The organism is Pseudomonas sp. GV071 (assembly GCF_003050835.1).
Taxonomy (GTDB): Bacteria; Pseudomonadota; Gammaproteobacteria; order Pseudomonadales; family Pseudomonadaceae; genus Aquipseudomonas.
The window spans coordinates 338,846-365,050 of record NZ_QAOJ01000003.1 but is presented as its reverse complement, the minus strand read 5'-3'; the positions used below and the strand labels follow the sequence as shown (position 1 = coordinate 365,050).

24 protein-coding genes are annotated in these 26,205 nt (G+C 62.5%); 19 read left to right on the top strand and 5 right to left on the bottom strand.

What is annotated here, in order from left to right:
• Positions 1 to 48 precede the first annotated feature (48 nt).
• From prfB to C8K61_RS08210, 8 genes are all read left to right on the top strand, one after another.
• Positions 49 to 1,144, top strand: a protein-coding gene (gene prfB / locus C8K61_RS08245; protein ID WP_108095743.1) for a peptide chain release factor 2 whose coding sequence is annotated in 2 segments (ribosomal slippage) — positions 49 to 120 and positions 122 to 1,144 — 1,095 coding nt in all. Because the reading frame shifts where the segments join, the coding sequence is not laid out codon by codon here.
• A gap of 71 nt (positions 1,145 to 1,215) precedes the next feature.
• Positions 1,216 to 2,733: a lysine--tRNA ligase gene (gene lysS / locus C8K61_RS08240; protein WP_108095742.1), complete on the top strand. Its 1,518-nt coding sequence runs from the start codon at positions 1,216 to 1,218 to the stop codon at positions 2,731 to 2,733.
• A 198-nt stretch (positions 2,734 to 2,931) separates the two neighbouring features.
• On the top strand, positions 2,932 to 3,642 hold the full coding sequence (locus C8K61_RS08235; RefSeq protein ID WP_108095741.1) for a TetR/AcrR family transcriptional regulator: 711 nt from the start codon (positions 2,932 to 2,934) through the stop codon (positions 3,640 to 3,642).
• Between the two features lie 248 nt (positions 3,643 to 3,890).
• Positions 3,891 to 4,442, top strand: coding sequence for a hypothetical protein (locus C8K61_RS08230; RefSeq protein ID WP_108095740.1), 552 nt, complete (start codon positions 3,891 to 3,893; stop codon positions 4,440 to 4,442).
• Between the two features lie 99 nt (positions 4,443 to 4,541).
• Entirely contained in the window at positions 4,542 to 5,837 is a 1,296-nt protein-coding gene (locus tag C8K61_RS08225) for a flavohemoglobin expression-modulating QEGLA motif protein (protein WP_108095739.1), read from the top strand.
• A 148-nt stretch (positions 5,838 to 5,985) separates the two neighbouring features.
• The gene (locus tag C8K61_RS08220) at positions 5,986 to 6,732 is read left to right on the top strand and encodes a TIGR00266 family protein (protein ID WP_108095738.1); all 747 of its coding nucleotides are present in this window, start codon (positions 5,986 to 5,988) and stop codon (positions 6,730 to 6,732) included.
• Entirely contained in the window at positions 6,732 to 7,628 is an 897-nt protein-coding gene (locus C8K61_RS08215) for an alpha/beta hydrolase (RefSeq protein ID WP_256589385.1), read from the top strand. Before C8K61_RS08220 ends, C8K61_RS08215 begins: the two co-directional genes overlap by 1 nt.
• On the top strand, positions 7,625 to 7,951 hold the full coding sequence (locus C8K61_RS08210) for a hypothetical protein (protein ID WP_108095737.1): 327 nt from the start codon (positions 7,625 to 7,627) through the stop codon (positions 7,949 to 7,951). The genes C8K61_RS08215 and C8K61_RS08210 overlap by 4 nt, the downstream gene beginning before the upstream one ends.
• 69 nt (positions 7,952 to 8,020) lie before the next feature.
• On the opposite strand, the gene C8K61_RS08205 is transcribed toward C8K61_RS08210, so the two are convergent.
• Positions 8,021 to 10,222, bottom strand: a complete 2,202-nt coding sequence (locus C8K61_RS08205; RefSeq protein WP_108095736.1) for a heavy metal translocating P-type ATPase — start codon at positions 10,220 to 10,222, stop codon at positions 8,021 to 8,023.
• Positions 10,223 to 10,293: 71 nt separating this feature from the next.
• Between C8K61_RS08205 and cadR the strand changes: the two genes are divergently transcribed.
• Positions 10,294 to 10,761, top strand: coding sequence for a Cd(II)/Pb(II)-responsive transcriptional regulator (gene cadR / locus C8K61_RS08200; protein WP_108095735.1), 468 nt, complete (start codon positions 10,294 to 10,296; stop codon positions 10,759 to 10,761).
• Between the two features lie 152 nt (positions 10,762 to 10,913).
• Here the strand turns inward: cadR and C8K61_RS08195 are convergent, their stop codons facing one another.
• From C8K61_RS08195 to C8K61_RS08185, 3 genes are all read right to left on the bottom strand, one after another.
• On the bottom strand, positions 10,914 to 11,690 hold the full coding sequence (locus C8K61_RS08195; RefSeq protein ID WP_108095734.1) for an OmpA family protein: 777 nt from the start codon (positions 11,688 to 11,690) through the stop codon (positions 10,914 to 10,916).
• Positions 11,691 to 11,726: 36 nt separating this feature from the next.
• Positions 11,727 to 12,137, bottom strand: coding sequence for a DUF4398 domain-containing protein (locus tag C8K61_RS08190; RefSeq protein WP_108095733.1), 411 nt, complete (start codon positions 12,135 to 12,137; stop codon positions 11,727 to 11,729).
• 294 nt (positions 12,138 to 12,431) lie between these two features.
• Complete coding sequence (locus tag C8K61_RS08185; RefSeq protein ID WP_108095732.1) at positions 12,432 to 12,776, bottom strand: pilin assembly protein; 345 nt, start codon at positions 12,774 to 12,776, stop codon at positions 12,432 to 12,434.
• A 222-nt stretch (positions 12,777 to 12,998) separates the two neighbouring features.
• Between C8K61_RS08185 and ppc the strand changes: the two genes are divergently transcribed.
• The 8 genes from ppc to C8K61_RS08145 all read left to right on the top strand — a co-directional run bounded on the left by ppc (position 12,999) and on the right by C8K61_RS08145 (position 21,094).
• On the top strand, positions 12,999 to 15,635 hold the full coding sequence (gene ppc, locus C8K61_RS08180; protein ID WP_108095731.1) for a phosphoenolpyruvate carboxylase: 2,637 nt from the start codon (positions 12,999 to 13,001) through the stop codon (positions 15,633 to 15,635).
• A gap of 201 nt (positions 15,636 to 15,836) precedes the next feature.
• Positions 15,837 to 16,484: an adenylate kinase gene (adk, locus tag C8K61_RS08175; RefSeq protein ID WP_108095730.1), complete on the top strand. Its 648-nt coding sequence runs from the start codon at positions 15,837 to 15,839 to the stop codon at positions 16,482 to 16,484.
• Between the two features lie 86 nt (positions 16,485 to 16,570).
• Entirely contained in the window at positions 16,571 to 17,251 is a 681-nt protein-coding gene (gene tsaB / locus C8K61_RS08170; RefSeq protein WP_108095729.1) for a tRNA (adenosine(37)-N6)-threonylcarbamoyltransferase complex dimerization subunit type 1 TsaB, read from the top strand.
• A 153-nt stretch (positions 17,252 to 17,404) separates the two neighbouring features.
• The gene (locus tag C8K61_RS08165; RefSeq protein ID WP_108095728.1) at positions 17,405 to 17,749 is read left to right on the top strand and encodes a hypothetical protein; all 345 of its coding nucleotides are present in this window, start codon (positions 17,405 to 17,407) and stop codon (positions 17,747 to 17,749) included.
• Between the two features lie 115 nt (positions 17,750 to 17,864).
• Positions 17,865 to 18,722 (top strand): DUF72 domain-containing protein, encoded by an 858-nt coding sequence (locus C8K61_RS08160; RefSeq protein ID WP_108095727.1) that lies wholly within the window; start codon positions 17,865 to 17,867, stop codon positions 18,720 to 18,722.
• 30 nt (positions 18,723 to 18,752) lie between these two features.
• Positions 18,753 to 19,583 carry an oxaloacetate decarboxylase gene (locus tag C8K61_RS08155; protein ID WP_108095726.1) on the top strand — a complete coding sequence of 277 codons (831 nt, stop codon included), beginning with the start codon at positions 18,753 to 18,755 and terminating at the stop codon, positions 19,581 to 19,583.
• Positions 19,580 to 20,278 carry an extensin family protein gene (locus C8K61_RS08150; protein ID WP_108095725.1) on the top strand — a complete coding sequence of 233 codons (699 nt, stop codon included), beginning with the start codon at positions 19,580 to 19,582 and terminating at the stop codon, positions 20,276 to 20,278. The genes C8K61_RS08155 and C8K61_RS08150 overlap by 4 nt, the downstream gene beginning before the upstream one ends.
• Positions 20,279 to 20,314: 36 nt before the next feature.
• Complete coding sequence (locus C8K61_RS08145) at positions 20,315 to 21,094, top strand: class I SAM-dependent methyltransferase (protein WP_108095724.1); 780 nt, start codon at positions 20,315 to 20,317, stop codon at positions 21,092 to 21,094.
• Positions 21,095 to 21,217: 123 nt separating this feature from the next.
• On the opposite strand, the gene C8K61_RS08140 is transcribed toward C8K61_RS08145, so the two are convergent.
• Complete coding sequence (locus tag C8K61_RS08140; protein ID WP_108095723.1) at positions 21,218 to 21,856, bottom strand: TetR/AcrR family transcriptional regulator; 639 nt, start codon at positions 21,854 to 21,856, stop codon at positions 21,218 to 21,220.
• Positions 21,857 to 21,950: 94 nt separating this feature from the next.
• Here C8K61_RS08140 and C8K61_RS08135 point away from each other — a divergent pair, with 94 nt between their 5' ends.
• Both C8K61_RS08135 and C8K61_RS08130 read left to right on the top strand, forming a co-directional pair.
• Positions 21,951 to 23,054 carry an efflux RND transporter periplasmic adaptor subunit gene (locus tag C8K61_RS08135; protein ID WP_108095722.1) on the top strand — a complete coding sequence of 368 codons (1,104 nt, stop codon included), beginning with the start codon at positions 21,951 to 21,953 and terminating at the stop codon, positions 23,052 to 23,054.
• 6 nt (positions 23,055 to 23,060) lie between these two features.
• Positions 23,061 to 26,141 (top strand): efflux RND transporter permease subunit, encoded by a 3,081-nt coding sequence (locus C8K61_RS08130; protein WP_108095721.1) that lies wholly within the window; start codon positions 23,061 to 23,063, stop codon positions 26,139 to 26,141.
• Positions 26,142 to 26,205: the final 64 nt, after the last annotated feature.

Here is a 26,205-nt window from a genome sequence, read left to right as displayed (position 1 = left end):
TATACTCGCCGGCTTTTCGAAAGTTCAAGCCTGCGAGTGCTGCCCACCATGGAAATCAACCCGATCCTTAACAGCATCAAGGACCTCTCCGAACGTTCCGAGACCATTCGGGGGTATCTTTGACTACGATCACAAGAGTGATCGTCTGACTGAAGTCAACCGCGAGCTGGAAGACCCGGCCGTGTGGAACAACCCCGAATACGCCCAGAACCTGGGCCGCGAGCGCGCCGCCCTGGCGCTTATCGTCGAAACCCTCGACGAAATGAGCTCGGGCCTGAGCGATGCCCGCGATCTGCTGCAAATGGCTGCCGAAGAAGAAGACCAAGGCGCGGTTGACGATGTCTCCGCCGAAGTCGAGCGCCTGCGCGAAGCCCTGGAAAAACTCGAATTCCGCCGCATGTTCAGTGGCGAGATGGACCCCAACAACGCCTACCTGGATATCCAGGCCGGTTCCGGCGGCACCGAAGCCCAGGACTGGGCCAACATCCTGCTGCGCATGTACCTGCGCTGGGCTGACAAGCGCGGCTTCGACGCCACCATCATGGAGCTGTCGGCCGGTGAAGTGGCGGGCATCAAAGGCGCCACCGTGCACATCAAGGGCGAGTACGCCTTTGGCTGGCTGCGTACCGAGATCGGCGTGCACCGCCTGGTGCGTAAAAGCCCGTTCGACTCCGGCAACCGTCGTCACACCTCGTTCTCGGCGGTATTCGTGTCGCCGGAAATCGATGACAACATCGAAATCGAGATCAACCCGGCGGACCTGCGTATCGACACCTACCGCTCCTCCGGTGCCGGTGGTCAGCACGTAAACACCACCGACTCGGCCGTACGTATCACCCACGTACCGACCAACACCGTGGTCAGTTGCCAGAACGAACGCTCGCAACACGCCAACAAAGACACCGCGATGAAAATGCTCCGCGCCCGCCTGTATGAGCAGGAAGTGCAGAAGCGCAACGCGGCGTCGCAAGCGCTGGAAGAGACCAAGTCGGACATCGGCTGGGGTCACCAGATTCGCTCGTACGTACTCGATGCCTCGCGCATCAAGGACCTGCGCACCAGCATCGAACGCAGTGACTGCGACAAGGTGCTGGATGGCGATATCGACGAGTACCTGATCGCCAGCCTCAAGCAAGGCCTGTAATTTTTCAGCCTAGAAAGAAGTCCCCCGCCCCGGGGCGTGGGCAACGAACCTGCAATGGAAACCGTAAAGACATGAGCGACCACAACACCACCGACCAGCAGCCCGACCTGCAAGCGCTGCAACAGGAAGAGAATTCCCTGATCGCCCTGCGCAAGGAAAAGCTTGCCGCAGCGCGTGCCAAGGGTCAGGCCTTCCCCAACGACTTCCGCCGCGACAACTACTGCGCTGATCTGCAGAAGCAGTACGTGGACAAGACCAAGGAAGAGCTGGAAGCCGCTGCCATTCCGGTCAAGGTTGCCGGTCGCATCATGCTCAACCGTGGCGCGTTCATGGTGATTCAGGACATGAGCGGGCGCATTCAGGTGTACGTGAACCGCAAAACCTTGTCGGAAGAAAAACTCGCCGAGGTGAAAACCTGGGACCTGGGCGACATCATCGCCGCTGAAGGCACCCTGGCCCGTTCCGGCAAGGGCGACCTGTACGTGGAAATGACCGACGTGCGCCTGCTGACCAAGTCGCTGCGCCCGCTGCCGGACAAGCACCACGGCCTGACCGACACCGAAACCCGCTACCGTCAGCGCTACGTCGACCTGATCGTCAACGAAGAAACTCGCCAGACCTTCCGCGTGCGCTCGCAAGTGATCGCGCACATCCGCAGCTTCCTGATGAAACGCGATTTCCTCGAAGTGGAAACGCCGATGCTGCAGACCATTCCAGGCGGCGCCGCGGCCAAGCCGTTCGAGACGCACCACAATGCGTTGGACATGGGCATGTTCCTGCGCATCGCGCCGGAGCTGTACCTCAAGCGTTTGGTGGTGGGCGGCTTCGAGCGCGTGTTCGAGATCAACCGCAACTTCCGTAACGAAGGCGTTTCGACCCGGCACAACCCCGAGTTCACCATGCTCGAGTTCTACCAGGCCTACGCCGACTACGAAGACAACATGGACCTCACCGAGGAACTGTTCCGCGAGCTGGCCCAACTGGTGCTCGGCACCACCGACGTGCCATACCAGGGCAAGGTGTTCCACTTCGGCGAGCCGTTCGCGCGCCTGTCGGTGTTCGACTCGATTCTGAAGTACAACCCCGAGCTGACCGCTGCCGACCTTACCGATATCGATAAGGCTCGCGACATCGCCAAAAAAGCCGGCGCCAAGGTGCTGGGCTTCGAAGGCCTGGGCAAGCTGCAGGTGATGATTTTCGAAGAGCTGGTCGAGCACAAACTGGAGCAACCGCACTTCATTACCCAGTACCCGTTCGAAGTCTCGCCGCTGGCCCGTCGTAACGACCAGGACCCAAGCGTGACCGACCGCTTCGAGCTGTTTATCGGTGGCCGTGAAATCGCCAACGCCTATTCCGAGTTGAACGACGCGGAAGACCAGGCTGAACGCTTCCAGGCCCAGGTGGCCGAGAAGGACGCCGGTGACGACGAAGCCATGCACTACGACGCCGATTTCGTCCGCGCGCTGGAATACGGCATGCCGCCCACCGCTGGTGAAGGCATTGGTATCGACCGTTTAGTGATGTTGTTGACGGATGCGCCGTCTATTCGCGACGTGATCCTATTCCCGCACATGCGCCCTCAGGCGTAAGACGGTGCCAGGCCGCGTGCAAGCTACTGCGCTCGGCCTGGCCTTCGCTCGCTACGCTTGCACACGAGCTGGAGCGGCGCCTGCTAGCAAGCTTTCTGTGGGAGAGGGATCTATTCTGCCTAACCAGGCTCCAAGGCCACCGGCTCCAAAAGAGTGATGGTCTGCTTTTAATAGATAGCGCGTGAGGTAAGCCCAGTCGTGACCCAACCTTCCCGAGACAGCACCGCCGACGTCGCCAGCGCCGTTGCCGAAAGCGTTCAGTACCAAGGCCGCAAGGCCAGCCGCCATGGCAGCGAACAGCGCCGCCAGGCCATTCTTGATGCCGCCATGCGCATCATCGTTCGTGAAGGCGTGCGTGCCGTGCGCCACCGCGCTGTAGCTGCCGAGGCGGACGTGCCCTTGTCGGCCACCACCTACTATTTCAAAGACATAAACGACCTGATCACCGACACGTTCGCCCTGTTCGTGGAGCGCAGTGCCGCCGATATGGCGGCGTTCTGGGAGGGCACTGAAGGGCTCTTGCGCGCGCGCGTGGACAAGCTCAACGGCAGCGCCGAATCGCGCCGTGAGTTGGCCGACTACATCGCCGCGATGGCCGTGGAATATGTGCGCCAGCAAGTGCAGGAACGCCCGGCGCATCTGCTCGCTGAGCGTGCCTTCCAGCAGGAAGCGTTACTCAACCCGCGCCTGCACGACTTGGTGCGCGCGCACCGTCAGATTCTGCAACAGGGCGCAACGCACTTCTTCGAAGTGCTCGGTTCGCAGCAACCGGAGCAGGACGCCAAGGTGCTGACCGGTATTGTGGAGCGCATGGAATACCAAGGTTTGATCGATGGTGCGGCGAACCTGGATGGCGCCGATATGTTGGCCATTCTCAAGCGCTATATGTATATGGTCCTCGGTCTGTAGTTGAGCGCTCTTCTGGTCGTCGGCCATGCGGCGTTGCGTCCTCGCTTTTAATGCTCACGTACTCAAGTACGCTGCGCTTAAAAGCTGCGGGGCGCCTTGCCTGGCCTTAGCCCCGAAGATCTTGAGTAACGGCTGCGAAGATCAAAGGCCGGGCTGGAATCCTCGTTCGCATCACTTGTCACATTTCTAGCGTAGGTTGCGCCGTTTTGTTCTCAGCAAAGAGGAGTGGGCAGCGAATGGAAACATCGATGAAGGCTTGGCGGGTGCTGATCGCAGCGTCGTTTCTGTTGCTCAGCGGCTGCCTGGTGACCTTCAAGGACCCCATCCCGGCCAACGAGGCGGCGCCGATTCCGCTGTTGGGCGAGTGGACGCGCAAGAACGAGTTTGGCGACACCCTGTACCTGGATATCAGCCGTTCCGGCTCCAACGTCTATAAAGCCCGCACCTATATCAACAGCCCGGACAACGACAAAAGCATCGAGGAATACAGCTTCACCGTGGCCCACCACGGCAGTCGCTGGTACCTGTCGGCCGGCCTGCCGAAACGCCTGGGCGCCAACTTCGCCATTGGCGGTTTCGAGCTGACCAAGAACAACGAATTGCTGCTCTACAATCTGGACATTGACCGGGTCAGCCAGGAGCTACAAGTCGGCGGGTTGCAGGGCGAGGTGGTGGAAACCCCGGAAGGCGATGGCGTGCTGATCAGCAGCCCGTTGGAGAAAGTCTTCGCCTATCTGGACGATCAGGCCAACTCCGATGTATTTATCGAGGTGGCCAGGTATCAACGCACTGGCGACTGACGCTAAAAGGTATCGCGGCTGAAGCCGCTCCTACGGACTGCACAATCTTGTAGGAGCGGCTTCAGCCGCGATGCTGTTGATCTTAATGGCGAGGGACCGATGAACAGCCAGACCCAACTTGACGACTACCAACTGGTGATCCGTGCCTTGTCCGACCGCCTGGTGGAGGCGCAAACGCCGATCCGCGTGCTGGACGCCGTCAAGTGGGACGAAAACGTGCGCAAGGCCTTCCTCAAGGCCAAGGGCAAGGAACTGCCGCAGGTGGGCCGCGATTACTACGCCGGCCGGCCGCTGGGCTTCGACTCCGGGGCCAAGAAGCTGGAGTTCCAGAACATCGAACGGGACATCACCCGCCAGCTCGGCCAATTCAACCCGGTCGGGCAGATCATGCGGCGCATGTGCAAGGAATACCGCATGGTCATTCGCATGCTCGAAGCACGCGGTACCCCGGACTTCGGCCTGATCTCGCAAGAACTCTACGGCTCGGCCTCGGATGCCTTCCACGCCGGCGACCCGACCCTGGCCGACCTCGGCCTGATGTTTTCCGATTACCTGAACAAGATCGACGACCGTGGCGACCTCAAGGACGAACCGAAAACCCTGACCGCCAAGGACGCCGTGCAGATGCTGCAAGGCCGCCTCAACACGGTGTTCGGTGAAGAGCAGAGCACCATCCGCGTGTTCGAGTCCGACGGTATTCTGGCCGACGCCGCGGCAGGCGCCGACTACATCAAGATCCGCGCCGATGCGATGTTCAACGAACGCGACGTGCGCGCCCTGGAAGTGCACGAGGGCCTGGTGCATGTCGGCACTACCCTCAACGGCCTGAACCAGCCGATCTGCACCTTCCTGGCCAAGGGCCCACCTTCGTCGACCGTGACCCAGGAAGGCCTGGCCATCCTGATGGAAGTGATCGCCTTCGCCTCCTACCCCAGCCGCTTGCGCAAGCTGACCAACCGCACCCGTGCCATCCACATGGCTGAAGAGGGCGCCGACTTTTTGCAGGTGTTCAACTTCTTTCGCGAGCAGGGCTTCGATATGGAGCAAAGCTACGCCAACGCCAGCCGCAGCTTCCGTGGCTCGACCCCGGACGGCCTGCCGTTCACCAAGGATCTGTCCTACCTCAAGGGCTTTATCCTGATCTACAACTACATCCAGCTGGCGGTGCGCAAAGGCAAGCTCGAAGCTATTCCGTTGCTGTTCTGCGGCAAGGCCACCCTGGAAGACATGCGCACCTTGCGCCAACTGGTGGACGAAGGCCTGGTGGTGCCGCCCAAGTACCTGCCACCGCAGTTCCGTGACCTCAACGCGTTGTCGGCCTGGATGTGTTTCTCCAACTTCCTCAACCACCTGAGCCTGGACCGCATCGAAGCTGATTACGCGAACATTCTGTAGGCGCGGTGGCGCCCCTGAATGACCGTTTGCTTCGATATTCTGGGTCCCAGCCTGCGCTGGGACGACGGTGTAGATTGGAAAAACTCCGTCGTCCCGGCGCAGGCCGGGACCCATAGTCGTCAGCTGAACACCACACCATGGAGCCCGTATGCCCAGCCAGAAACTCGCTTATGAAATTCTCGGTACCTCGGCGCAGACGGTGGAAATCATCCTCGACCCCGAGCAATCGGTGATCGCCGAAGCCGGGCTGATGAACTACATGACCGAGGGCATCCACTTCGATGCGCACCTGGGCGACGGCTCGGCCAACGGCGTGATGGGCAAGTTGTGGAGTGCGGGAAAACGCATGATCGGCGGCGAGTCGCTGTTTATGACCCACTTTTCCAACCACGGTAAAACCCAGGCCCGAGTCGCCTTCGCTGCGCCCTATCCCGGCAGCGTGGTGCCCATCGAGCTGGAGCTGGTGGGTGGCACGTTGATCTGCCAGAAAGACGCCTTTCTCTGCGCCGCCCTCGGCACCCGCATCGGCGTGTGCTTCAACAAGCGCCTGGGCTCCGGCTTCTTTGGCGGCGAAGGTTTTATCCTGCAAAAGCTCGAAGGCGATGGCCTGGTGTTTGTGCATGCCGGCGGCACCGTGGTGCGCAAGGAGTTGCAGAACCAGACGCTGCGGGTGGACACCGGTTGCCTGGTGGCTTTCAGTGAGGGCATCGACTACGACATCCAGCTGTCCGGCAGCCTGAAAAGCATGTTGTTCGGCGGCGAGGGCATCGTTCTCGCCACGCTCAAGGGCACCGGTACCGTGTGGTTGCAGAGCCTGCCATTTTCGCGCCTGGCCGAGCGGGTGTATGAGGCGACGTACAAGGCCCGCGAGGAAACCCGCGCCGGGGGCGATTGATGCGTCGTCTGCTGGCGCTGGGCCTGATGCTGGTGAGCCTGAGCGGCTGCAGCAACCTGTTGTTCTTCCCCCTCAAGGACGTGCCCTTCACTCCGGCCGTGGCCAAGCTGGAGTTTCGCGACATCACCCTCAGCGCCGCCGACGGCACACGCTTGCATGCCTGGTGGTTGCCGGTAAAACCCGGGGTGGCGCTCAAGGGCACGGTGTTGCACCTGCATGGCAATGGCGGCAACGTCGCCACGCATCTGGGCGGCAGTTACTGGCTGCCAGAGCAGGGCTATCAGGTGCTGCTGCTGGATTACCGCGGCTACGGCAAATCCGAAGGCTCGCCGGATTTGCCTGGCGTGTATCAGGACATCGACGCCGCCTTTGCCTGGTTACGGGCCGCGCCGCAAACCCAGGGCCAGCCGTTGTACCTGCTGGGGCAGAGCATCGGCGGCGCGCTGGCCGTGCATTACCTCAGCGAGCACCCCGACCAGGCCCAGCGCCTGACCGCCATGGTGCTCGACGGCGTACCGGCGAGTTACCGCGAGGTCGCCCAACTGACCCTGAGCAACTCGTGGCTGACCTGGCCATTGCAGGTACCGCTGTCGTGGCTGGTGCCGGACGGCGACAGCGCGATCACCAGCATTGGCAATTTGCCGCAGCTGCCACTGTTGATCTACCAGAGCATTGACGATACGGTCGTGCCCCTTTCCAACGGCGTGAGCTTGTATCAAGCTGCGCGCCCGCCGAGGGTGCTGCAGCCGACCCGGGGTGGCCATGTGCAAACCTTCGCCGACCCGGTGTGGCGGCAGGTGATGCTGATGTTCCTGAGCGACCCCACGGGTTTTACCGGCCTAAGACGCCTGGCTGAAGCGCCCAATACCCCGACTTCCGACGAGACCCCGCAATGAGCCAACCACGCGACGCAAGACCCCTGATCATCACCGGCGTGCTGTCCATCATGGGCACCGTGGCCGCGCTGTGGTTCTACGGCTACCTGCACATCGCCAAACCTGAAGACGCCTTGCTGCTGTCCGACTTCACCATGCTCAAGACCGTACCGGGTGAAGACTACAAGGTCTCCCTGGAACCGGCGGCGCAAGTGGCGCAGTGCGTAGATGGCATCGTGGTGCTGTTTGATACCGAGCAGAAAGGCTTGACCGGCGTGCTGGTCGACAACCGCAAGAAAGCGGTGCGCTGCATGGGGCAGGAGACGCCGCAGAAGGTTGAGTAATTTTCACTGTCCCGTAGGAGCGGCTTCAGCCGCGATTGCCTTTTCCAGGGATCGCGGCTGAAGCCGCTCCTACACAAAGCGGACTCGCAACAACCGCAACCCGTTGAACACCACCAGCAAACTCGCGCCCATATCGGCAAACACGGCCATCCACAGGCTGCCCATGCCCGCCAGGGTCAGGCCGAGAAACACCACCTTGATTCCCAGCGCCAGCACGATGTTCTGCACCAGCACGGCATGGGTGCGACGGGACAGGCGAATAAACACCGGCAGCTTGCGCAAGTCATCGTCCATCAACGCTACGCCTGCGGTTTCAATCGCGGTGTCGGTGCCTGCCGCGCCCATGGCAAAACCAATGTCGGCGCGGGCCAGGGCCGGGGCGTCGTTGATGCCGTCGCCGACCATGCCGACGCGCTGGCCACCGGCCTGGCGGCGCTGAATTTCGGCCAGTTTGTCTTCCGGCAACAGGTTGCCTTGCGCCTCATCAATGCCCACCTGACTGGCGATAGCCGCCGCTGTGTGCGGGTTGTCGCCGGTCAGCATCAGGGTTTTCACCCCCAGCTGGTGCAGCTCGGCCACCGCCTCGCGGCTGGTCTCGCGTACCGCATCGGCCACCGCGAACAGCGCCAGCGGGCCGCTGCCGTCGAGCAGGACAATGGCGGTCTTGCCTTGGCGCTCCAGCGTGTCGAGCTTGGCTTCCAGCTCGGCGGAGCACAGCCCCAATTCTTCCACCAGGCGGTGGTTGCCCAGGTGATAAGGCGTGCCGTCGATCACCCCTTTGACCCCGCGACCGGGTAGGGCGATCAGCTCTTGCACGGCCAGCAGTTCGATCTGCTCTTCAGCGGCAGCACGGGCCAGGGCCTGCGACACAGGGTGGTCGGAGCGCGCTGCCAGGCTGGCGGCCAGGGCGCGGGCGAGCGGTTGTTCGCCGAGCAGCAACACGTCGGTTTGTTGCGGGCGACCGTGGGTGAGGGTGCCGGTTTTATCCAGGGCGACCCAGGCCAGTTGCCGGCCCATCTCCAGAAACACCCCACCTTTGACCAGAATGCCCAGGCGCGCAGCGGCAGCCAGGCCGCTAACCAGGGTGACCGGGGTAGAAATTACCAAGGCGCACGGGCAGGCGATCACCAGCAGCACCAGGGCTTTGTAAATCCAGTCCAGCCAGGCGCCGCCCATCAACAAGGGCGGCAGCACGGCGGTGAGTACGGCGATGGCAAATACCGTCGGGGTATAGATGCGCGAGAACCGATCGACGAAGCGCTGGGTTGGCGCTTTCGAGCTTTGCGCTTCTTCCACGGCATGGATGATGCGCGCCAGGGTGCTGTCATCGGCGGCGCGGGTGGTGCTGTATTCAAGCTCCCCCTCGCCATTGATGCTGCCGGCGAACAGCACGTCGTCCGGGGCTTTTTCCACGGGCAGGCTTTCGCCGGTGATTGGCGCCTGGTTGACGCTGGAGCGGCCGTTGAGCACTTGGCCATCCAGGGCGATGCGTTCACCCGGGCGCACGCGCACGCGGCTGCCCAGCGCGACCTCGGCGACATTCACCTCGCGCCACTGCCCATCTACTTGCACCGTGGCTTGCGCCGGGGTCAGGTCGAGCAGTCCGCGGATCGCGCGGCGGGCGCGTTCGAGGGATTTCGCTTCAATCAGTTCGGCAATCGCAAACAGCACGCTGACCATCGCCGCTTCCGGAAACTGGCCGATCAGCACGGCGCCCGTCACGGCAATACTCATCAGCGCATTGATATTCAGGTTGCGGTTTTTCAGGGCGATCAGGCCCTTGCGGTAGGTGGGCAGGCCGGCGCCGACTATCGCGGCCAAGGCAAACAGGGCGATCAGCCAGGTGGGGCCTATGCGCGTCCACTCGAGTATTTCCGCAACCAACGCCGCGACACCCGCCAACGCCAGCGGCCACCAGGGCTTTTGCTGCGCAGCTGGCGCTGGCGTGGTTTTATCCACAGGCTCGGCTTGCATGCCCAGGGTGGCGATCAATTGCTGCAACGGCTGCAGTTCGGCAAAGCGGTGCTGCACCCGCAGCACGCGCTGGATCAGGTTGAATTCCAGCGCTTCGACTTCTTTGACTTTGCCCAGGGCGTCGCGCAGCAGGCGCTCTTCGGTGGGGCAGTCCATGGCCTCGATGCGCAGGCTGCTCCAACGCAGCTCACCGGTGGCGCCGCTGACCGTCGCGGCAGCCGCCGGGGGCGGGGTGTCGTGATGGTGGTCGCAACAATGGTGGTGATCGTGGCTCATGGTGCCGCTCCTTTTAAACATCACGGGTTGACGCTATGGCGGTGATTGCACACCCTGTAGCTACTACAGAGTCAAGCAGCGAGAGGCACTGGATGAAAATTGGCGAACTGGCGCGACTCACCGACTGCCCGGTGGAGACCATCCGTTACTACGAACGCGAGGGCTTGCTGCCCGAACCGGCGCGCTCGGAAGGCAACTACCGGCAATACACCCAGGTGCATGTCGAACGCCTGGCCTTTATCCGTCACTGCCGCTCGCTGGACATGACCCAACAGGAAATCCGCGAACTCCTGGCGCTACGTGATGCACCGGAAGCCGACTGCGCGGCGGCCAATCGGTTGATCGACGAGCATATTCACCACGTGGAAGTACGCATTACCGAGCTGCGTTCGTTGCAGGAGCAATTGCGGGATTTGCGTGCCCATTGCCAGGTGACCGGCAACAGCGAGGCGTGCGGGATTCTGCGTGAGCTGGAACAGCCGGCACCGCCGGCGGTGGCCAGTGAGGCCTGTATCGATGCCGGGCATTTGCATGTGCCTGGGGTGCACAAACGGCATTAGGATCAACTGCATCGCGGCTTAAGCCCCTCCCACCCCGATCGCATTTCCTGTGGGAGGGGCTTCAGCCGCGACTCCTGGAAACCCCGCTTCGCGAATGGCAACGCTGATAAAAAATCCCGCTCGAAAGCGGGATTTTTTATTGCGCTCGCGGCTTACAACACGCGCGGCGTAACCGGACCGGGACCATTGGCGATGGTCACCTCAACGCGACGATTCAACGTGCGCGAATCCGGCGAGGCATTGCTGGCCACCGGGTAGTCCTTGCCGAAGCCATGGGTGGTGATGCGGGTCGGCGAAACCCCCATGGTCACCAGCGCGCTACGTACCGAGTCGGCACGGGCCTGCGACAGGCGCAAGTTGTGGTCGGTGGTGCCGGTGTTGTCGGTAAAACCTTCTACCACCACCTGGCTGGTAGGGTTCTGCTGCAGGTAGTTACCCAGCTCCTGCACGTTGCGCAGACCATTGGGGGTCAGCTCGGCGCGGTCGATCTGGAACAGCACATCACCCAGGGTCACCACGGTGCCGCGCGGAGTTTGCTTGGCCTGCAGCTGTTGCAGCAGCACGTTCACCTGCTGGTTACGCGCGTCCAGTTGCGCCTGGGTACGCTGCGCCGGTGCATTGGCCAGGCTTTGCTCGGCCTGCTTTTGCAGCACGGTCTGGCGTGCCACTTCCACGCGCTGATTGCTGATATACGCCAGTTGGTCGACCTGGGACTGCGGCTTGCCGTCGGCATAGGCGAGGTCGGCGCGGGCGAGCATATCGGCCGCTTCCTTGGTTTCCAGAGAGGCCAGGGTTTGCGCCTGCGGCTGAGCCGTCAGCGCGGAGTAGTTGCTATGGGCCTGGTCCAGGTTGGGGTTGGGCTTGGAGGCGCAGGCCACCAGGGCGAGGCTGAGTACTGACAGGGCAGAAACTGAAATCAACTTGTTCATAGGGATTGTCCTTATCTGGGCTGAACGCGGGGCGTGTTACTGCACGATGATCGGCGTGCGAGCGCCTTCTTCGCGGATTTGTTGAACGCCCTGTTGCGAGTCCTGCAGGGTTTTCTGCGCTTTGCTGGCCAGCGCGGTGCGCTCGGCTACGCGGGCATCCCACTCAGCTTGTTCGGCGAGCATGCGCGCCTGTTCGTACTGGTCATCACGCAGCAGGGTCTCGGCGGCGGCCAGTTTGTCCTGCGCGGCTTTCATCGGCACCGGCGCGTACTCCGGGCCGCCAGCGGCTACGGCGCTCTTGACCACGGTGTTGGTCACGGCGAATTGCTCGGTTGGCGGGTGGCCGGCACAACCGGTCAGCAGCAAGGTGCCGCCAAGGGCCAGCGCTGCCAGTATGGCTTTGGGATGGGTGACAGCAGGGCTTGTCTTCATGATATTCCGCTCCATTGGGGTCTCTCCACAGATGTCTTCACTCAAGACAACTTGCCTGCCAGATGCATGCTAATCACCGATTGATAGCCGACGATGGCTATACATTGCCGGCTAATGGCAAATGCGCTGGCTTATGGTTGTGACTGGGGCGGTGTAAAGAATGTTCAACAAAATTGACGACGGGTGGTAAAGCGGGGGTTTTGGCGGGGCACACATTCCCTGTAGGAGCGGCTTCAGCCGCGATGCTCTTCAGGTCAACAGCATCGCGGCTGAAGCCGCTCCTACAGGGGAAATGTAAGTCGGTAGAAATCAGTGATTGGTGCTGTCGACTTGCTCGCTCAGCAGGTGCAAATGTTTTTTCGACAGGGCAAGGAAACGCGGGGTCGGACCGACGTCTTCATACAACGGGTCGCCCAATTCATCGGTGGCCACCACCTGCGTGCCTTTTACATAGGGCAAGCCAGCTTCCAGTTCTTCCAGGGCAGCGCCAATCAGTTCACCGAGCAACTCTTCGGGCTGACGCTTGGGGTACATCTCGGCCAGCGCCGCCAGGCGTGCGGCCGCTTCAACGTCGAGGTGGATCTGGTAGGGGCTGCGGGTCAGGCGGCCAGTGGCGAAGTTTTCCCAGTGGCGAACAAGTTCGCGGATCTTCATAAATTCCTCGTGAGTCTCTATGGCTTTGGGTATTTACGTTCGGCCCGGTTGTCGAGGGTAATCGGCGGGGGCTACCTGACTGAGACTAGACGGCCGCGCAATCGAGCGGGCCCGTTCGTCGCAACCTTGAAAGTTGATGGCGCTTTCCGCGACAGTGCTCGCGAACGTGACGTGGCGGGTTAAGCTCAAGCCACGGTATGGATCGGCAATGGAGAAGTGCTAATGGCAGAAATCGACGCGCGTTTGCGTGAGGACGTCCACCTGCTCGGCGAGTTGCTGGGTGAAACCATCGGCGCCCAGCGTGGCGACGGTTTTGTCGACAAGATCGAGCGCATTCGCAAAGGCGCCAAGGCCGCACGCCAGGGCTCTGCCAAAGGCGCGGCACAACTCACCAGTACCCTCGACAGCCTTAAAGAAGACGAGCTGCTGCCGGTAGCGCGAGCTTTTAACCAGTTTCTCAACCTGGCCAATATTGCCGAGCAGTATCACCAGGTGCGACGCCTCAAGCCCGAGGAGCCACCGCGCTTCGAAACCGAGGTGCTACCGCAGCTGCTGGAGCGTCTGAAAAACGACGGCAACAGTGCCGAAGTGCTGGCCCGTCACCTGAGCCGGCTGGAAATCGAACTGGTACTGACCGCCCACCCCACCGAAGTGTCACGCCGCACCCTGATCCAGAAATACGACGCCATCGCCGCGCAACTGGCTGCCCAGGATCACAGCGACCTGTCGCCCGCTGAACGCAGCCAGGTCAAGCAGCGCCTGCACCGCCTGATCGCCGAAGCCTGGCACACCGAAGAAATTCGCCGCACCCGCCCGACCCCGGTGGACGAAGCCAAATGGGGTTTCGCGGTGATCGAACATTCGCTGTGGAAGGCCGTGCCCAAATACCTGCGCGGCGCCGACGACGCGCTGTACGCCGCCACCGGGTTGCGCCTGCCACTGACTGCCGCGCCGATTCGCTTCGCCTCGTGGATGGGCGGCGACCGTGACGGCAACCCCAACGTCACCGCCCCGGTGACCCGCGAAGTGTTATTGCTGGCGCGCTGGATGGCGGCTGATTTGTACCTTCGCGATGTGGATAACCTGGCCGGCGAACTGTCGATGCAGCAGGCCAATGCCGCGGTGCGCGAACTGGTGGGTGACAGCGTGGAACCCTATCGCGCGTTGCTCAAGCAGCTGCGCGAACGCCTCAAAGCCACCCGCGCCTGGGCCGAGGCCGCGCTGCATGGCGATCAACTGCCTGGCCCTGCGGTGCTGCACAGCAACAACGACCTGCTGGAGCCGCTGGAGCGCTGCTACCACTCGCTGCACGAGTGCGGCATGGGCGTGATTGCCAACGGCCCGCTGCTCGACTGCCTGCGCAATGCCGCCACCTTCGGCCTGTTTCTGGTACGCCTCGACGTGCGCCAGGACTCCACCCGCCATGCCTCGGCAATGAGCGAGATCACTGACTTCCTCGGCCTGGGCAAGTACCAGGAATGGGATGAAGAAACCCGCGTGGCTTTCCTGCTGCGCGAGCTGAACAACCGTCGCCCGTTGCTGCCGTCCCATTACCAGGCCTCGGCCGACACCGCCGAAGTGCTGGCCACCTGCAAAGTGGTGGCACAGGCGCCGCAGGCCTCGCTGGGTTCCTACGTGATTTCCATGGCCGGTGCGCCTTCGGACGTTTTGGCGGTGCAACTGCTGTTGAAAGAAGCCGGGTTGCAACGGCCGATTCGCGTGGTGCCGCTGTTCGAAACCCTCGCTGACCTGGAAAACGCCGGCCCGGCCATCGACCGTCTGCTCGGGCTGCCCGGTTACCGCTCGCGGCTGCATGGGCCGCAGGAAGTGATGATCGGCTATTCCGACTCGGCCAAGGACGCCGGCACCACAGCTGCCGCCTGGGCCCAGTACCGGGCACAGGAAGCGCTGGTGAATGTGTGCCGCGAGCACCAGGTCGAACTGCTGTTGTTCCATGGCCGCGGCGGCACCGTCGGCCGCGGCGGCGGCCCGGCCCATGCGGCTATTCTGTCGCAGCCGCCGGGCTCGGTGGCGGGGCGTTTCCGCACCACCGAGCAGGGCGAAATGATCCGCTTCAAATTCGGCTTGCCGGACATTGCCGAGCAGAACCTCAACCTGTACCTGGCCGCCGTACTGGAGGCCACGGTGCAACCGCCACCGGTACCGGAACCAGCCTGGCGCGAGCTGATGGGCAGGCTGGCTGTCGATGGCGTGGCCGGTTACCGCGCGGTGGTGCGTGAGCACCCGCAGTTCGTCGAGTACTTCCGCCAGGCCACCCCGGAACAGGAACTCGGGCGCCTGCCGTTGGGCAGCCGGCCGGCCAAACGTCGGGAAGGTGGGGTGGAAAGCCTGCGCGCCATTCCGTGGATTTTCGCCTGGACCCAGACCCGCCTGATGCTGCCGGCCTGGCTGGGTTGGGAAAAGGCGCTGGGCAACGCCCTGGAGCGTGGCGAAGGTGAGCTGCTGGCGCAGATGCGCGAGCACTGGCCGTTCTTCCGCACCCGCATCGACATGCTCGAGATGGTCTTGGCCAAAGCCGACGGCGATATCGCCCGTTTGTATGACGAACGCCTGGTCACGGAGCAACTGCGACCGCTGGGTGCGCATTTACGCGACCTATTGTCGCAGGCGGGTTCCTGTGTGCTGGCATTGACCGGCCAGTCACAGCTGTTGGCCCACAGCCCGCAGACCTTGTCGGCCTTCACCGTGCGCAACACCTACCTCGACCCGCTGCACCTCTTGCAGGCCGAGCTGCTGGCCCGTTCTAGACAGTCCGAGCGCCAGGCGGACAGCCCTCTGGAGCAGGCCTTGCTGGTCAGCGTGGCAGGCATCGCGGCGGGGTTGCGCAACACCGGTTGAGGAGTGGGCGAGGGGCCTGAGGACGGCGTTCCAGGTGCGTCCAATGGCCCCATTCCCTCCTACTTTCGGTGGCTTGTGCGGTGCCGGTGCGCTGTGTATCTTGAGCAACCTTTTGGCCGCTCCGTGCTGCCGGGACCTATACCGAGATTGGCCCCACGAGGCGAATCCGACGAGTTCTATTCAATCTTGAGGAGCACAGAGATGCGCGTGATTCTGTTGGGAGCGCCCGGTGCCGGCAAAGGTACCCAGGCTCGCTTCATCACCGAAAAGTTCGACATTCCACAAATCTCCACCGGCGACATGCTGCGTGCTGCGGTTAAAGCCGGCACCGAGCTGGGTCTGCAGGTGAAAGGTGTGATGGACAGCGGCGGTCTGGTTTCCGATGACCTGATCATCGGCCTGATCAAAGAGCGCATCGCTCAAGCAGACTGTGCCAACGGCTTTCTGTTCGACGGCTTCCCACGCACCATTCCTCAGGCCGAAGCCCTGAAGGACGCTGGCGTGAAGATTGACCACGTGGTGGAAATTTCGGTAGACGACGAAGAGATCGTGCAGCGCATCTCCGGCCGTCGTGTTCACGCCGACTCCGGCCGCGTCTACCACCTGATCTACAGCCCGCCCAAAGTGGAAGGCAAAGACGACGTCACCGGCGAAGAGCTGGTGCAGCGCGTTGACGACACCGAAGCCACCGTGCGCAACCGTCTGAAGGTCTACCACGACCAGACCAAACCATTGGTGAACTTCTACCAGCAGCTGTCGGCCGCTGAAGGCACCCCGAAGTACAGCTTCATTGAAGGTGTCGGTTCGGTGGAAGGCATCACTGCCAAGGTTCTCGCAGCACTGAGCTGAGTGAGCTAGCTTTATCAACCAACGGCCCGCTTGCGGGCCGTTGGCGTTTATACTGCGCCCCGTTTTTCTTTGCCCTGGATCGACCAATGAGCACTCTGCTGGCCCTGGATACCGCAACCGAAGCTTGCTCCGTTGCCTTGCTGCACGACGGCAAGGTGCTGAGCCACTACGAGGTGATTCCGCGCCTGCACGCCCAACGCCTGCTACCGATGATCAAGACCCTGCTGGCTGAAGGCGGTATCGCCCTGTCGGCGGTGGATGGCATCGCCTTCGGCCGTGGCCCTGGCGCCTTCACCGGCGTGCGCATCGCCATCGGTGTGGTGCAGGGCTTGGCCTTTGCCCTGGATCGCCCGGTGCTGCCCGTGTCCAACCTGGCCGTGCTGGCCCAGCGCGCGCTGCGCGAGCATGGCGCCCAACAGGTCGCCAGCGCTATCGATGCGCGGATGGACGAAGTGTATTGGGGTTGTTACCGAGCCGAGCAGGGCGAAATGCGCCTGGCCGGGCTGGAGGCGGTGTTGCCACCTGAGCAGGCCAGCCTGCCGCGCGACGCCAGCGGCGAATGGTTTGGCGCCGGCACCGGCTGGGGCACGTTTGCGCCACGCATTCCGGTGACAGTGATTGGCCAGGAGCCAGCGATGCTGCCCCATGCCCTCGATCTGCTGAGCCTGGCGCAGTTCGCCTGGGCCCGTGGCGAGGCGCTGCCGGCGGACCAGGCACAGCCGGTGTATCTGCGAGACAAAGTGGCCACCCCGAAAGCCGCGCCGTAACCGTTCAGCACCCAAGCGGTCCGCCGACTGACGGCCAATTGCGCTTCTGTATCCAGTCTGGTTACATACGCGACACATACATTGGCGATAGTTGCGAATGGCCACTGTATGTCAGCAAATTCCGATACGTCTGAACGAGAAGTTTGAGCAGTAATGCGGATCGACGGTTTTACCTCCTCTTACACGCCAGAACGCACCCCGTTGCCGGGGAGCGCGGTCACGCCTTTCCGTGAGGTTCAGCGCGCGCAAGAGGCCCGTCAGGACGTTCCTGCCACCCCGTCGACCACTCAAGGTATCGAAAGCACCCCGCAGCAACGCCGTGTGCAAGCCAGCAATGCCAGCAGCGACAGCCTGCCGGCGCGTTCGCAAGATGTCCTGGTGCAGCGCAGCGGCGTCAGTAACCGCGCCCAACAGGCGTTGGCCAGCTATGCCAGCACCGCCAGCTACTCGAACGAAGCCGACGCCAATCAGGTGCTAGGTCTCGACACCTACGCCTAGAAGCAAAATCTCGCGGCTAAAGCCCCTCCCACAAACAACTCGTTTCCTGTGGGAGGGGCTTTAGCCGCGAGCTTTTCTGGACCACTATGGCCCGCTGATTTTTTCGGAATAGCCAATGCTTCCCTATTTCCTCGGCTGCCCCTCCTGGAGTGAAACCGCCTGGCGCGGCGATCTGTATCCCGATGCCGCCCGTAGCGCCGACTTTCTAGGTCTGTACTCCGAGGTCTTCAACGCCGTCGAAGGCAACACCACCTTCTACGCCCAGCCTTCGCCAGCCACCGTGCAGCGCTGGGCCGAGCAGATGCCGGCGCATTTTCGTTTTTGCGCCAAGCTGCCCCGCGATATCAGTCATACCGCCGATCTGTACGCGCAACTCGACGCGGCCCGGAACTTTGTCACCTTGCTCAAGCCGCTGGGTGAGCGCGTTGCACCCTTCTGGTTGCAGCTGCCTGCCAGTTTCGGGCCGTCGCGTTTGCCGGAGTTGGCCGGGTTTCTCGCCGAGCTGAAAGTCCCCTTGGCCGTGGAAGTCCGCCACCCGGCATTTTTTGCCAAGGGCGAAGAGGAGCGGGCGCTTAACCGCTTGCTGCTGGGCCATGAAGTGGAGCGCTTGTGTCTGGATTCGCGGGCACTGTTCAGCTGCATTTCCAGCGATCCCGCCGTGCTGCATGCACAAGCCAAGAAACCCCGTCTGCCCACGCGGCCGGCGGCCTTCACCCAGTTTCCGCAACTGCGCTTTATTGGCCACCCCGAACTGGCGTCCAACGATCCGTTTATGCAGCCGTGGCTGAAGAAGGTCGCCGACTGGATTGAAGAGGGCCGCACGCCATACGTGTTTTTGCATACGCCCGACAACATCCTGGCCGCACAACTGGCGCGTCGTTTCCACCAGCAGTTGACGGTGCTGCTGCCTGGCTTGCCGGCATTGGCCGAATTAGCGGTCGAACCGGCTGCCGAACAGCTCGGTCTGTTGTAGGGTTCGCCTTCATTCAGCAGGGAGCTCTCCATGTCAGCGCAGCTTGTTCGTGCTCACGCTTTTCAGCAATTGCATGCCGCCGACGGCGCCTTTGTCATTCCTAACCCTTGGGATGCGGGCTCGGCAAAAATGCTTGCCAGCCTCGGCTATCAGGCACTTGCCACCACCAGTGCGGGGCTGGCGTTTTCCCTCGGCAGGCCAGATGCCGAAGGCGCAATTTCCGTTGAAGAAAACCTGAGCAATGCCCAAACCATCGTTGCCGCCACCAACCTGCCAGTGGCCGGTGACCTTGAAAACGGCTTTGCCGATGACCCCGAAGGCTGCGCTGCCTGCATCCACCGCGCTGCTGCCGTGGGACTGGTCGGCGGCTCCATTGAAGACGCCAGCGGCCGCGCCGATGCGCCGATCTATGACTTACAGCTGGCGGTCGAGCGCATCGAGGCGGCCGTCGCCGCCGCCCGCAGCCTGGCATTCCCCTTCACCCTCACTGCCCGCGCAGAAAACCTGCTGCATGGCCGCAACGACCTGGCCGACACCATCCGCCGCCTGCAGGCGTTTGCCGAGGCTGGCGCCGATGTGTTGTTTGCCCCGGGCCTGCGTTCGGTGGCAGAGATTGAGGCCGTAGTGCGCGCCGTCGCACCCAAGCCGGTGAATGTGCTGATGGGTGGGGCGGGTGTGACCCTGACCGTGGCGCAGTTGCAGGATCTTGGCGTCAAACGCATCAGTGTCGGTTCGTCCCTGGCCCGTGCTGCCTACGGCGAGTTCTTCCGCGCCGCGCAGGACATTCAGCAAAACGGCCGCTTTACCTACGCCGAGCGGGCGCTGCCGTTCCAGCAAATGAACGACTTGTTCAAGGGCTGACCGTGCGGCGATTGTTCAAACTCCTGCTGGTGGTTGTGGTGCTTGGCGCCGCGCCGTTCGCGGTATGGCGCGGCTGGTGGCAGGTGCCGCCGCAATGGAACCCCTGGGCGCCGCTGGACGTACGCCTGGCGCCGAACTGGCTGACGCCCTGGAAAATGATGCGCCTGGGGCAGAACCGCGAGTTGTGCGCCCAGGCGCTGGACACCTCGCCAGTGCGTTACCTGCCATTGGCCGACAACGCGCCCACTGCCGACTGTCCGCTGAGCAGTGTGCTGCGCGTGCAGGGCTCGGCCGTGGCATTCAGCAGCAGCTTTATCGCCACCTGCCCATTGGCGGTGGCCTTCGCCCTGTACGAGCGGCATGGCCTGCAACCGGCGGCCGAACAGGTGTTCGGCCAGAAGGTCACGCGCATCGACCACCTTGGCAGCTTCGCTTGCCGCAATATCGGCAGCAGCGCGCGGCGCAGTCAGCATGCCAGCGCCAATGCCCTGGACATCGCCGGCTTTCGCCTGGCCGATGGCCGCCGGATCACCGTGGCCCGGGACTGGAACGGCCAGGGTGACGACGCGCGTTTTCTGCGTCTGGCGCGGGACGCCGCCTGCCAGGCGTTTCACGTCACCCTGAGCCCGGACTACAACGCCGCCCACCACGATCATTTCCACCTGGACATGGGTTTGTTTCGCCTCTGCCGCTAGAATGCCGTGCCCCTGTTTTGTTCGAGTCGTTTGCCCATGAGTGACCACCTCCCCAGCGTTGTTGTGCGTGCCGAAGCACTGGCCCCGGCTTATACCGAGGCGCTGGCGCAATGGGCGGCGCGCTTGGGTTTGCCGCTGGAAGGCGAGGCGGACTTCGCCCTGCAACTGGGCGACGACGGTCTGCAACTGAGCGACCTCGGCCCACAGGCACCAGGGCCGGTGCGGGTGGATTTTGTCGAAGGCGCAGTGGCCCATCGGCGTTTGTTTGGCGGCGGTACCGGGCAGATGATCGCCAAGGCCGTTGGCGTGCAGCCGGGGGTGCGGCCGTTTGTGCTGGATGCCACCGCAGGGCTGGGGCGCGATGCGTTTGTGTTGGCCAGCCTGGGCTGCCAGACGGCGATGATCGAGCGCCAACCGCTGATTGCGGCCTTGCTGGAGGACGGCTTGAGTCGTGCCAAAGGCGATGAGGAAGTGGGCCCGATCGTCAGCCAGATGCGTTTGCTGGTGGGCAATGCCATTGCGCTGATGCAGGCCTGGGAAGGGGAGGCGCCACAGGTGATCTACCTCGACCCGATGTTCCCGCACCGCGACAAGAGCGCGCTGGTGAAAAAGGAAATGCGCCTGTTTCGCCCGCTGGTGGGCGATGACCTCGACGCCCCGGCGCTGCTGGAGGCCGCCCTGGCCCTGGCTACCCACCGGGTGGTGGTCAAGCGCCCACGCAAGGCACCGATCATCAGCGGGCCCAAGCCCAGCTATGCGCTGGATGGCAAGTCCAGCCGGTATGACATCTACCCGAAAAAAGCGCTGAAAGCCTAAAGCCGCCACCAATGTTTGTGGAACGGGCTTTTGTGGGAGGGGCTTTAGCCGCGATGTTTTTGATCTTCCTCAACAACCAAAAAGCTCGCGGCTGAAGCCGCTCCTACAGGGATGAAGGGCGACTTACCTCGGCAAATACGCCCGCACAAACATCTGCACCGCATCGGCAATCTGTTCTTCGCTCGAGCAAATGTCGTCTTCGGCATTGCAGCCGATCAGCAGGCGGAAGTTGATGCCGCCCTTGAGCAGGCAGAGAAAATGCTCGGCAGCCAGTTCCGGGTTTTCAATCTGCAACTTGCCCAACTGATCGGCGCGCTGCAGCAGGCCGGTCATTTCCTCGTGCACCACTTGCGGCCCTGATTCATAAAACAGCTTGGCCAGCTTCGGGTCCGAAGCGCCCAAGGCAATCATCACGCGGTGCAATTCAATCGATTCGCGGCTGCTCACCAGGCAATGAAAGGCCTTGGCAATGTTGAGTAGCACCGTGTCGATGGGCGCGGTTTCCAGCAGCTCGAAAATCACCAGCGGCAATTGCTCTTCGCACTTGGCGCGTACGGCCATGGAGAACAGCGTCTCCTTGTCGGTGAAGTGGCTATAGACGGTGAGCTTGGAAACTCCGGCCTCGGCGGCAATCGCATCCATGCTGCAACCGTCGTAACCGAGGCGCAGAAACAGGTTTTTAGCGGCATCCAGAATGGCTGCGCGCTTCGTAAGGTCTTTTGGGCGACCCGGTCCGCTAGGCGGTAATAGTTTGTCAGACATTTCGCGTTTTATTACTGGACTGGCGAGTTTGCTATTTTTACTATACCCGCCAGTACAATTATTCAAAGCCTTAATTCGCGAAAGGTCATACATCATGTTCCGCCATGTCCTGCCACTCGCCTTACCTGCGTCCCTTGTTCTCCTGCTTGCCGCCTGTGGCACCCCTGAAGAAGTGAAGGTGCCGCCACGTCCAGCCCTGGTCGTGCAGCCGCAACCGGCGGGGGAAACGGCCGACACTTATCCCGGTGAGGTGCGCGCCCGTCTTGAGCAGGACCTGGCGTTCCGCATTGGCGGCAAGGTCAGCAAACGTTTGGTGGATGTGGGCGAGCGGGTGAAAAAAGACCAGCCCCTGGCTGAACTTGATCCGCAAGACGTGCAGCTGCAGCTCGAGGCCCAGCGCGCGCAAGTGGCTGCGGCCAGCGCCAACCTGCAGTTGGTGCGCAGCGAGCGTGACCGTTACAAAACCCTGTTCGATCGGCAGATGGCCAGCCGCTCGCAATACGACAACGCCGAAAACCTCTACCGCGCCGGCGAAGCCCGGGTTAAGCAGGCCAAGGCCGAATTCGATGTGTCCAGCAACCAGGCCGGTTATTCGGTGCTGCGTGCCACTCAGGCGGGCGTGGTTTCGCGCCGCGTGGTCGAAGTGGGCAACGTGGTTGCTGCCGGCCAGACCGTCTTCAGCGTGGCCGTCGATGGCGAGCGCGAAGTGGTGATCAGCCTGCCGGAACACAGCATCGAGCGCTTCCGCATTGGCCAGGAGGTGTTCGTCGAACTGTGGTCGCGGCCGGATAAACGTTTCGCCGGCCGTATCCGTGAGCTGTCGCCAGCGGCCGATTCGCAATCGCGGACCTACGCCGCGCGCGTGTCCTTCACTGCCGACAACGTGCCGGCCGACCTCGGCCAGAGCGCCCGTGTGTTTGTGCCCGTGGCCGGTGACGTACCGTTGGCCGTGCCGCTGTCGGCACTGAGCGCCGAAGGTGGCCAGCCCTATGTCTGGGTAGTGGATCCGAAAAGCTCCAAGCTCGAACGCCGCAAGGTGAAAGTCGGCCCCTATGGTGAAGACCAGGTGCCGGTGCTCGAAGGCCTGAAGGCCAAGGACTGGGTGGTCGCCGCGGGCGTCCAGGTACTGCGTGAGGGCCAGGAAGTGCGGCCCGTCGACCACGCCAATCGCTCGGTCAAACTGGCAGCGCAGGAGTAAGCACGGATGAGCTTCAACCTATCCGAATGGGCGCTGCGCAATCGGCAGATCGTGCTGTTCCTGATGTTACTGCTGGCGATTGTCGGCGCCCTTTCCTACACCAAGTTGGGCCAGAGTGAAGACCCTCCTTTCACCTTCAAGGCCATGGTGGTCCGCACCAACTGGCCGGGCGCCAGCGCTGAAGAAGTGTCGCGGCAGATCACCGAGCGCATCGAGAAAAAGCTGATGGAGACCGGCGAGTTCGAGAAGATTATTTCGTTCTCGCGACCCGGTGAATCGCAGGTGACCTTTCTCGCCCGCGACTCGATGAATTCCCGGGAAATTCCCGAGCTCTGGTACCAGATCCGCAAGAAGGTCAGCGACATCCGTTACACCCTGCCGCAGGGCATTCAGGGGCCGTTTTTCAACGACGAATTCGGCACCACCTACGGCAACATCTACGCCCTGACCGGCGAAGGTTTCGACTACGCCACCCTCAAGGACTATGCCGACCGCATCCAGCTGCAGCTGCAGCGGGTCAAGGATGTGGGCAAGGTCGACCTGCTGGGGTTGCAGGACGAAAAAATCTGGATCGAGCTCTCCAACGTCAAAGCGGCGACCCTCGGCCTACCGTTGGCAGCCGTGCAAAAAGCCCTGGAAGACCAGAACACCGTGGCCGCCTCGGGCTTTTTCGAGACGCCGAGCGACCGTATTCAACTGCGGGTGACCGGCCGCTTCGAGTCGGTGGATGAGATCAAGGCGTTCCCGATTCGGGTCGGCGACCGTACCTTCCGTATTTCCGATGTCGCCGAAGTGCACCGTGGCTTCAGCGACCCACCCGCACCGCGCATGCGCTTTATGGGCCAGGACGCGATTGGCCTGACGGTGTCGATGAAGCCGGGCGGCGACATTCTGGTGCTGGGCACGGCGCTGGAAAAAGAGTTCGCCCGCATGCAGCAAACGCTGCCGGCCGGCATGCAACTGAGCAAGGTGAGCGACCAACCGGCGGCGGTGAAAACCGGGGTTGGCGAGTTTGTTCAGGTGCTGGTGGAAGCCTTGGCCATCGTCATGCTGGTGTGCTTCTTCTCCCTCGGCCTGCGCATCGGCCTAGTGGTGGCGCTGGTGATTCCGCTGGTGCTGGCGATGACGTTTACCGCCATGTACTACTTCGGCATCGGCCTGCACAAAATCTCCCTTGGCGCGCTGGTGCTGGCGTTGGGGCTGTTGGTGGACGATGCGATCATCGCCATCGAGATGATGGCGATCAAGATGGAGCAGGGCTACTCACGGTTCAAAGCCGCGAGCTTCGCCTGGAGCAGCACGGCGTTCCCGATGCTCACCGGCACCTTGATCACCGCCGCAGGTTTTCTGCCGATTGCCACCGCGCAATCGGGCACCGGCGAATACACCCGCTCGATCTTCCAGGTGGTGGCCATTGCCCTGTTGGTGTCGTGGATTGCGGCGGTGATCTTCGTGCCTTATATCGGCGAAAAACTGCTGCCGGATCTGGCCAAGTTGCATGCCGCCAAACACGGCGGCAGCGAGAAAGGCCACGACCCCTACTCGACGCCGTTCTATCAGCGCGTGCGTGGCGCCATCGAGTGGTGCGTGGGCCATCGCAAAACCGTGATCGTGCTGACCATCGCCTTGTTCGCCGGCTCCATCTTCATGTTCAAGTTCGTGCCGCAGCAGTTCTTCCCGTCCTCCGGGCGGCTGGAGCTGATGGTCGATCTGAAGTTGAGCGAAGGTGCTTCGCTCAAGGCCACCGAAGAGCAGGTTCGTCACCTCGAAGCGCTGCTCAAGGATCACCCCGGCATCGACAACTATGTGGCCTATGTGGGCACCGGTTCGCCGCGTTTCTACCTGCCGCTGGACCAGCAATTGCCCGCCGCCAGCTTCGCCCAGTTTGTGGTGCTGAATAAGACCATCGAAGACCGCGAAGCCGTGCGCAAATGGCTGATCGAAACCCTGGCCAGCGAATTCCCGACCCTGCGTACACGTATCACCCGCCTGGAAAACGGTCCGCCTGTGGGTTACCCGGTGCAGTTCCGCGTTTCCGGCGAACATATCGACGAAGTCCGCACGCTGGCCCGCGAAGTAGCCGACCGCGTGCGCGAAAACCCCCATGTCACCAACGTGCACCTGGATTGGGAAGAGCCGAGCAAGGTGGTGTACTTGAGCATCGACCAGGAGCGCGCCCGTGCGCTGGGCGTGACCAGTGCCAGTCTGTCGACCTTCCTGCAAAGCGCACTGTCGGGTAACAGCGTCAGCCAATACCGCGAAGACAACGAGTTGATCGAAATTCTGTTGCGCGGCACCGTGCGTGAGCGCCAGCAACTGGCGTTGCTGCCAAGCCTGTCGGTGCCCACCGACAATGGCAAAAGTGTCGCGTTGTCGCAGATCGCCACGCTCAAGTACGGCTTCGAAGAAGGCATTATCTGGCACCGCGATCGCCTGCCGACCGTCACCGTACGCGCCGACATTTATGGCAAAGAGCAGCCGGCCAGTATCGTCAAACAGATCCTGCCAACCCTCGACGGCGTGCGCGCCAAGTTGCCCGATGGCTACCTGCTGGGGGTAGGCGGCACGGTGGAAGACTCGGCCAAGGGGCAGAACTCGGTGAACGCCGGTATTCCGCTGTTCATAGTGGTCGTGCTGGGTCTGCTGATGCTGCAGCTGAAGAGCTTCTCGCGCTCGGCCATGGTGTTTCTCACCGCGCCGCTGGGGCTGATCGGTGTGACCCTGTTCCTGCTGGTGTTCAACCAGCCGTTCGGCTTTGTTGCCATGCTCGGCACCATCGCCTTGTCCGGCATGATCATGCGCAACTCGGTGATTCTGGTGGACCAGATCGAGCAGGACATCAGTGCCGGTCACGACCGCTGGCATGCCATCATCGACGCCACCGTGCGCCGCTTCCGGCCCATCGTGCTGACCGCCCTGGCGGCGGTGCTGGCGATGATTCCGTTGTCGCGCTCCACCTTCTTCGGGCCGATGGCCGTGGCGATCATGGGTGGGTTGATTGTGGCCACCGCACTGACCCTGTTGTTCCTGCCGGCGTTGTATGCGGCGTGGTTCAAGGTGAAGAAGGACGAGAAGGTCGCGGAGTAAGCTGAAAAGCATCGAGGCTGACCGGGACGCCGGACCGGCCTCTCCCACAAGGGAACTCGGTGCT

Bases quoted from the DNA above. Each gene is read 5' to 3' on its own strand.
- lysS (WP_108095742.1), top strand. From the start codon at position 1,216: ATGAGCGACCACAACACCACCGACCAGCAGCCCGACCTGCAAGCGCTG.
- C8K61_RS08230 (WP_108095740.1), top strand. From the start codon at position 3,891: ATGAAGGCTTGGCGGGTGCTGATCGCAGCGTCGTTTCTGTTGCTCAGC.
- C8K61_RS08225 (WP_108095739.1), top strand. From the start codon at position 4,542: ATGAACAGCCAGACCCAACTTGACGACTACCAACTGGTGATCCGTGCC.
- C8K61_RS08220 (WP_108095738.1), top strand. From the start codon at position 5,986: ATGCCCAGCCAGAAACTCGCTTATGAAATTCTCGGTACCTCGGCGCAG.
- C8K61_RS08215 (WP_256589385.1), top strand. From the start codon at position 6,732: ATGCGTCGTCTGCTGGCGCTGGGCCTGATGCTGGTGAGCCTGAGCGGC.
- C8K61_RS08210 (WP_108095737.1), top strand. From the start codon at position 7,625: ATGAGCCAACCACGCGACGCAAGACCCCTGATCATCACCGGCGTGCTG.
- C8K61_RS08205 (WP_108095736.1), bottom strand. From the start codon at position 10,222: ATGTTTAAAAGGAGCGGCACCATGAGCCACGATCACCACCATTGTTGC.
- cadR (WP_108095735.1), top strand. From the start codon at position 10,294: ATGAAAATTGGCGAACTGGCGCGACTCACCGACTGCCCGGTGGAGACC.
- C8K61_RS08195 (WP_108095734.1), bottom strand. From the start codon at position 11,690: ATGAACAAGTTGATTTCAGTTTCTGCCCTGTCAGTACTCAGCCTCGCC.
- C8K61_RS08190 (WP_108095733.1), bottom strand. From the start codon at position 12,137: ATGGAGCGGAATATCATGAAGACAAGCCCTGCTGTCACCCATCCCAAA.
- C8K61_RS08185 (WP_108095732.1), bottom strand. From the start codon at position 12,776: ATGAAGATCCGCGAACTTGTTCGCCACTGGGAAAACTTCGCCACTGGC.
- ppc (WP_108095731.1), top strand. From the start codon at position 12,999: ATGGCAGAAATCGACGCGCGTTTGCGTGAGGACGTCCACCTGCTCGGC.
- adk (WP_108095730.1), top strand. From the start codon at position 15,837: ATGCGCGTGATTCTGTTGGGAGCGCCCGGTGCCGGCAAAGGTACCCAG.
- tsaB (WP_108095729.1), top strand. From the start codon at position 16,571: ATGAGCACTCTGCTGGCCCTGGATACCGCAACCGAAGCTTGCTCCGTT.
- C8K61_RS08165 (WP_108095728.1), top strand. From the start codon at position 17,405: ATGCGGATCGACGGTTTTACCTCCTCTTACACGCCAGAACGCACCCCG.
- C8K61_RS08160 (WP_108095727.1), top strand. From the start codon at position 17,865: ATGCTTCCCTATTTCCTCGGCTGCCCCTCCTGGAGTGAAACCGCCTGG.
- C8K61_RS08155 (WP_108095726.1), top strand. From the start codon at position 18,753: ATGTCAGCGCAGCTTGTTCGTGCTCACGCTTTTCAGCAATTGCATGCC.
- C8K61_RS08145 (WP_108095724.1), top strand. From the start codon at position 20,315: ATGAGTGACCACCTCCCCAGCGTTGTTGTGCGTGCCGAAGCACTGGCC.
- C8K61_RS08140 (WP_108095723.1), bottom strand. From the start codon at position 21,856: ATGTCTGACAAACTATTACCGCCTAGCGGACCGGGTCGCCCAAAAGAC.
- C8K61_RS08135 (WP_108095722.1), top strand. From the start codon at position 21,951: ATGTTCCGCCATGTCCTGCCACTCGCCTTACCTGCGTCCCTTGTTCTC.
- C8K61_RS08130 (WP_108095721.1), top strand. From the start codon at position 23,061: ATGAGCTTCAACCTATCCGAATGGGCGCTGCGCAATCGGCAGATCGTG.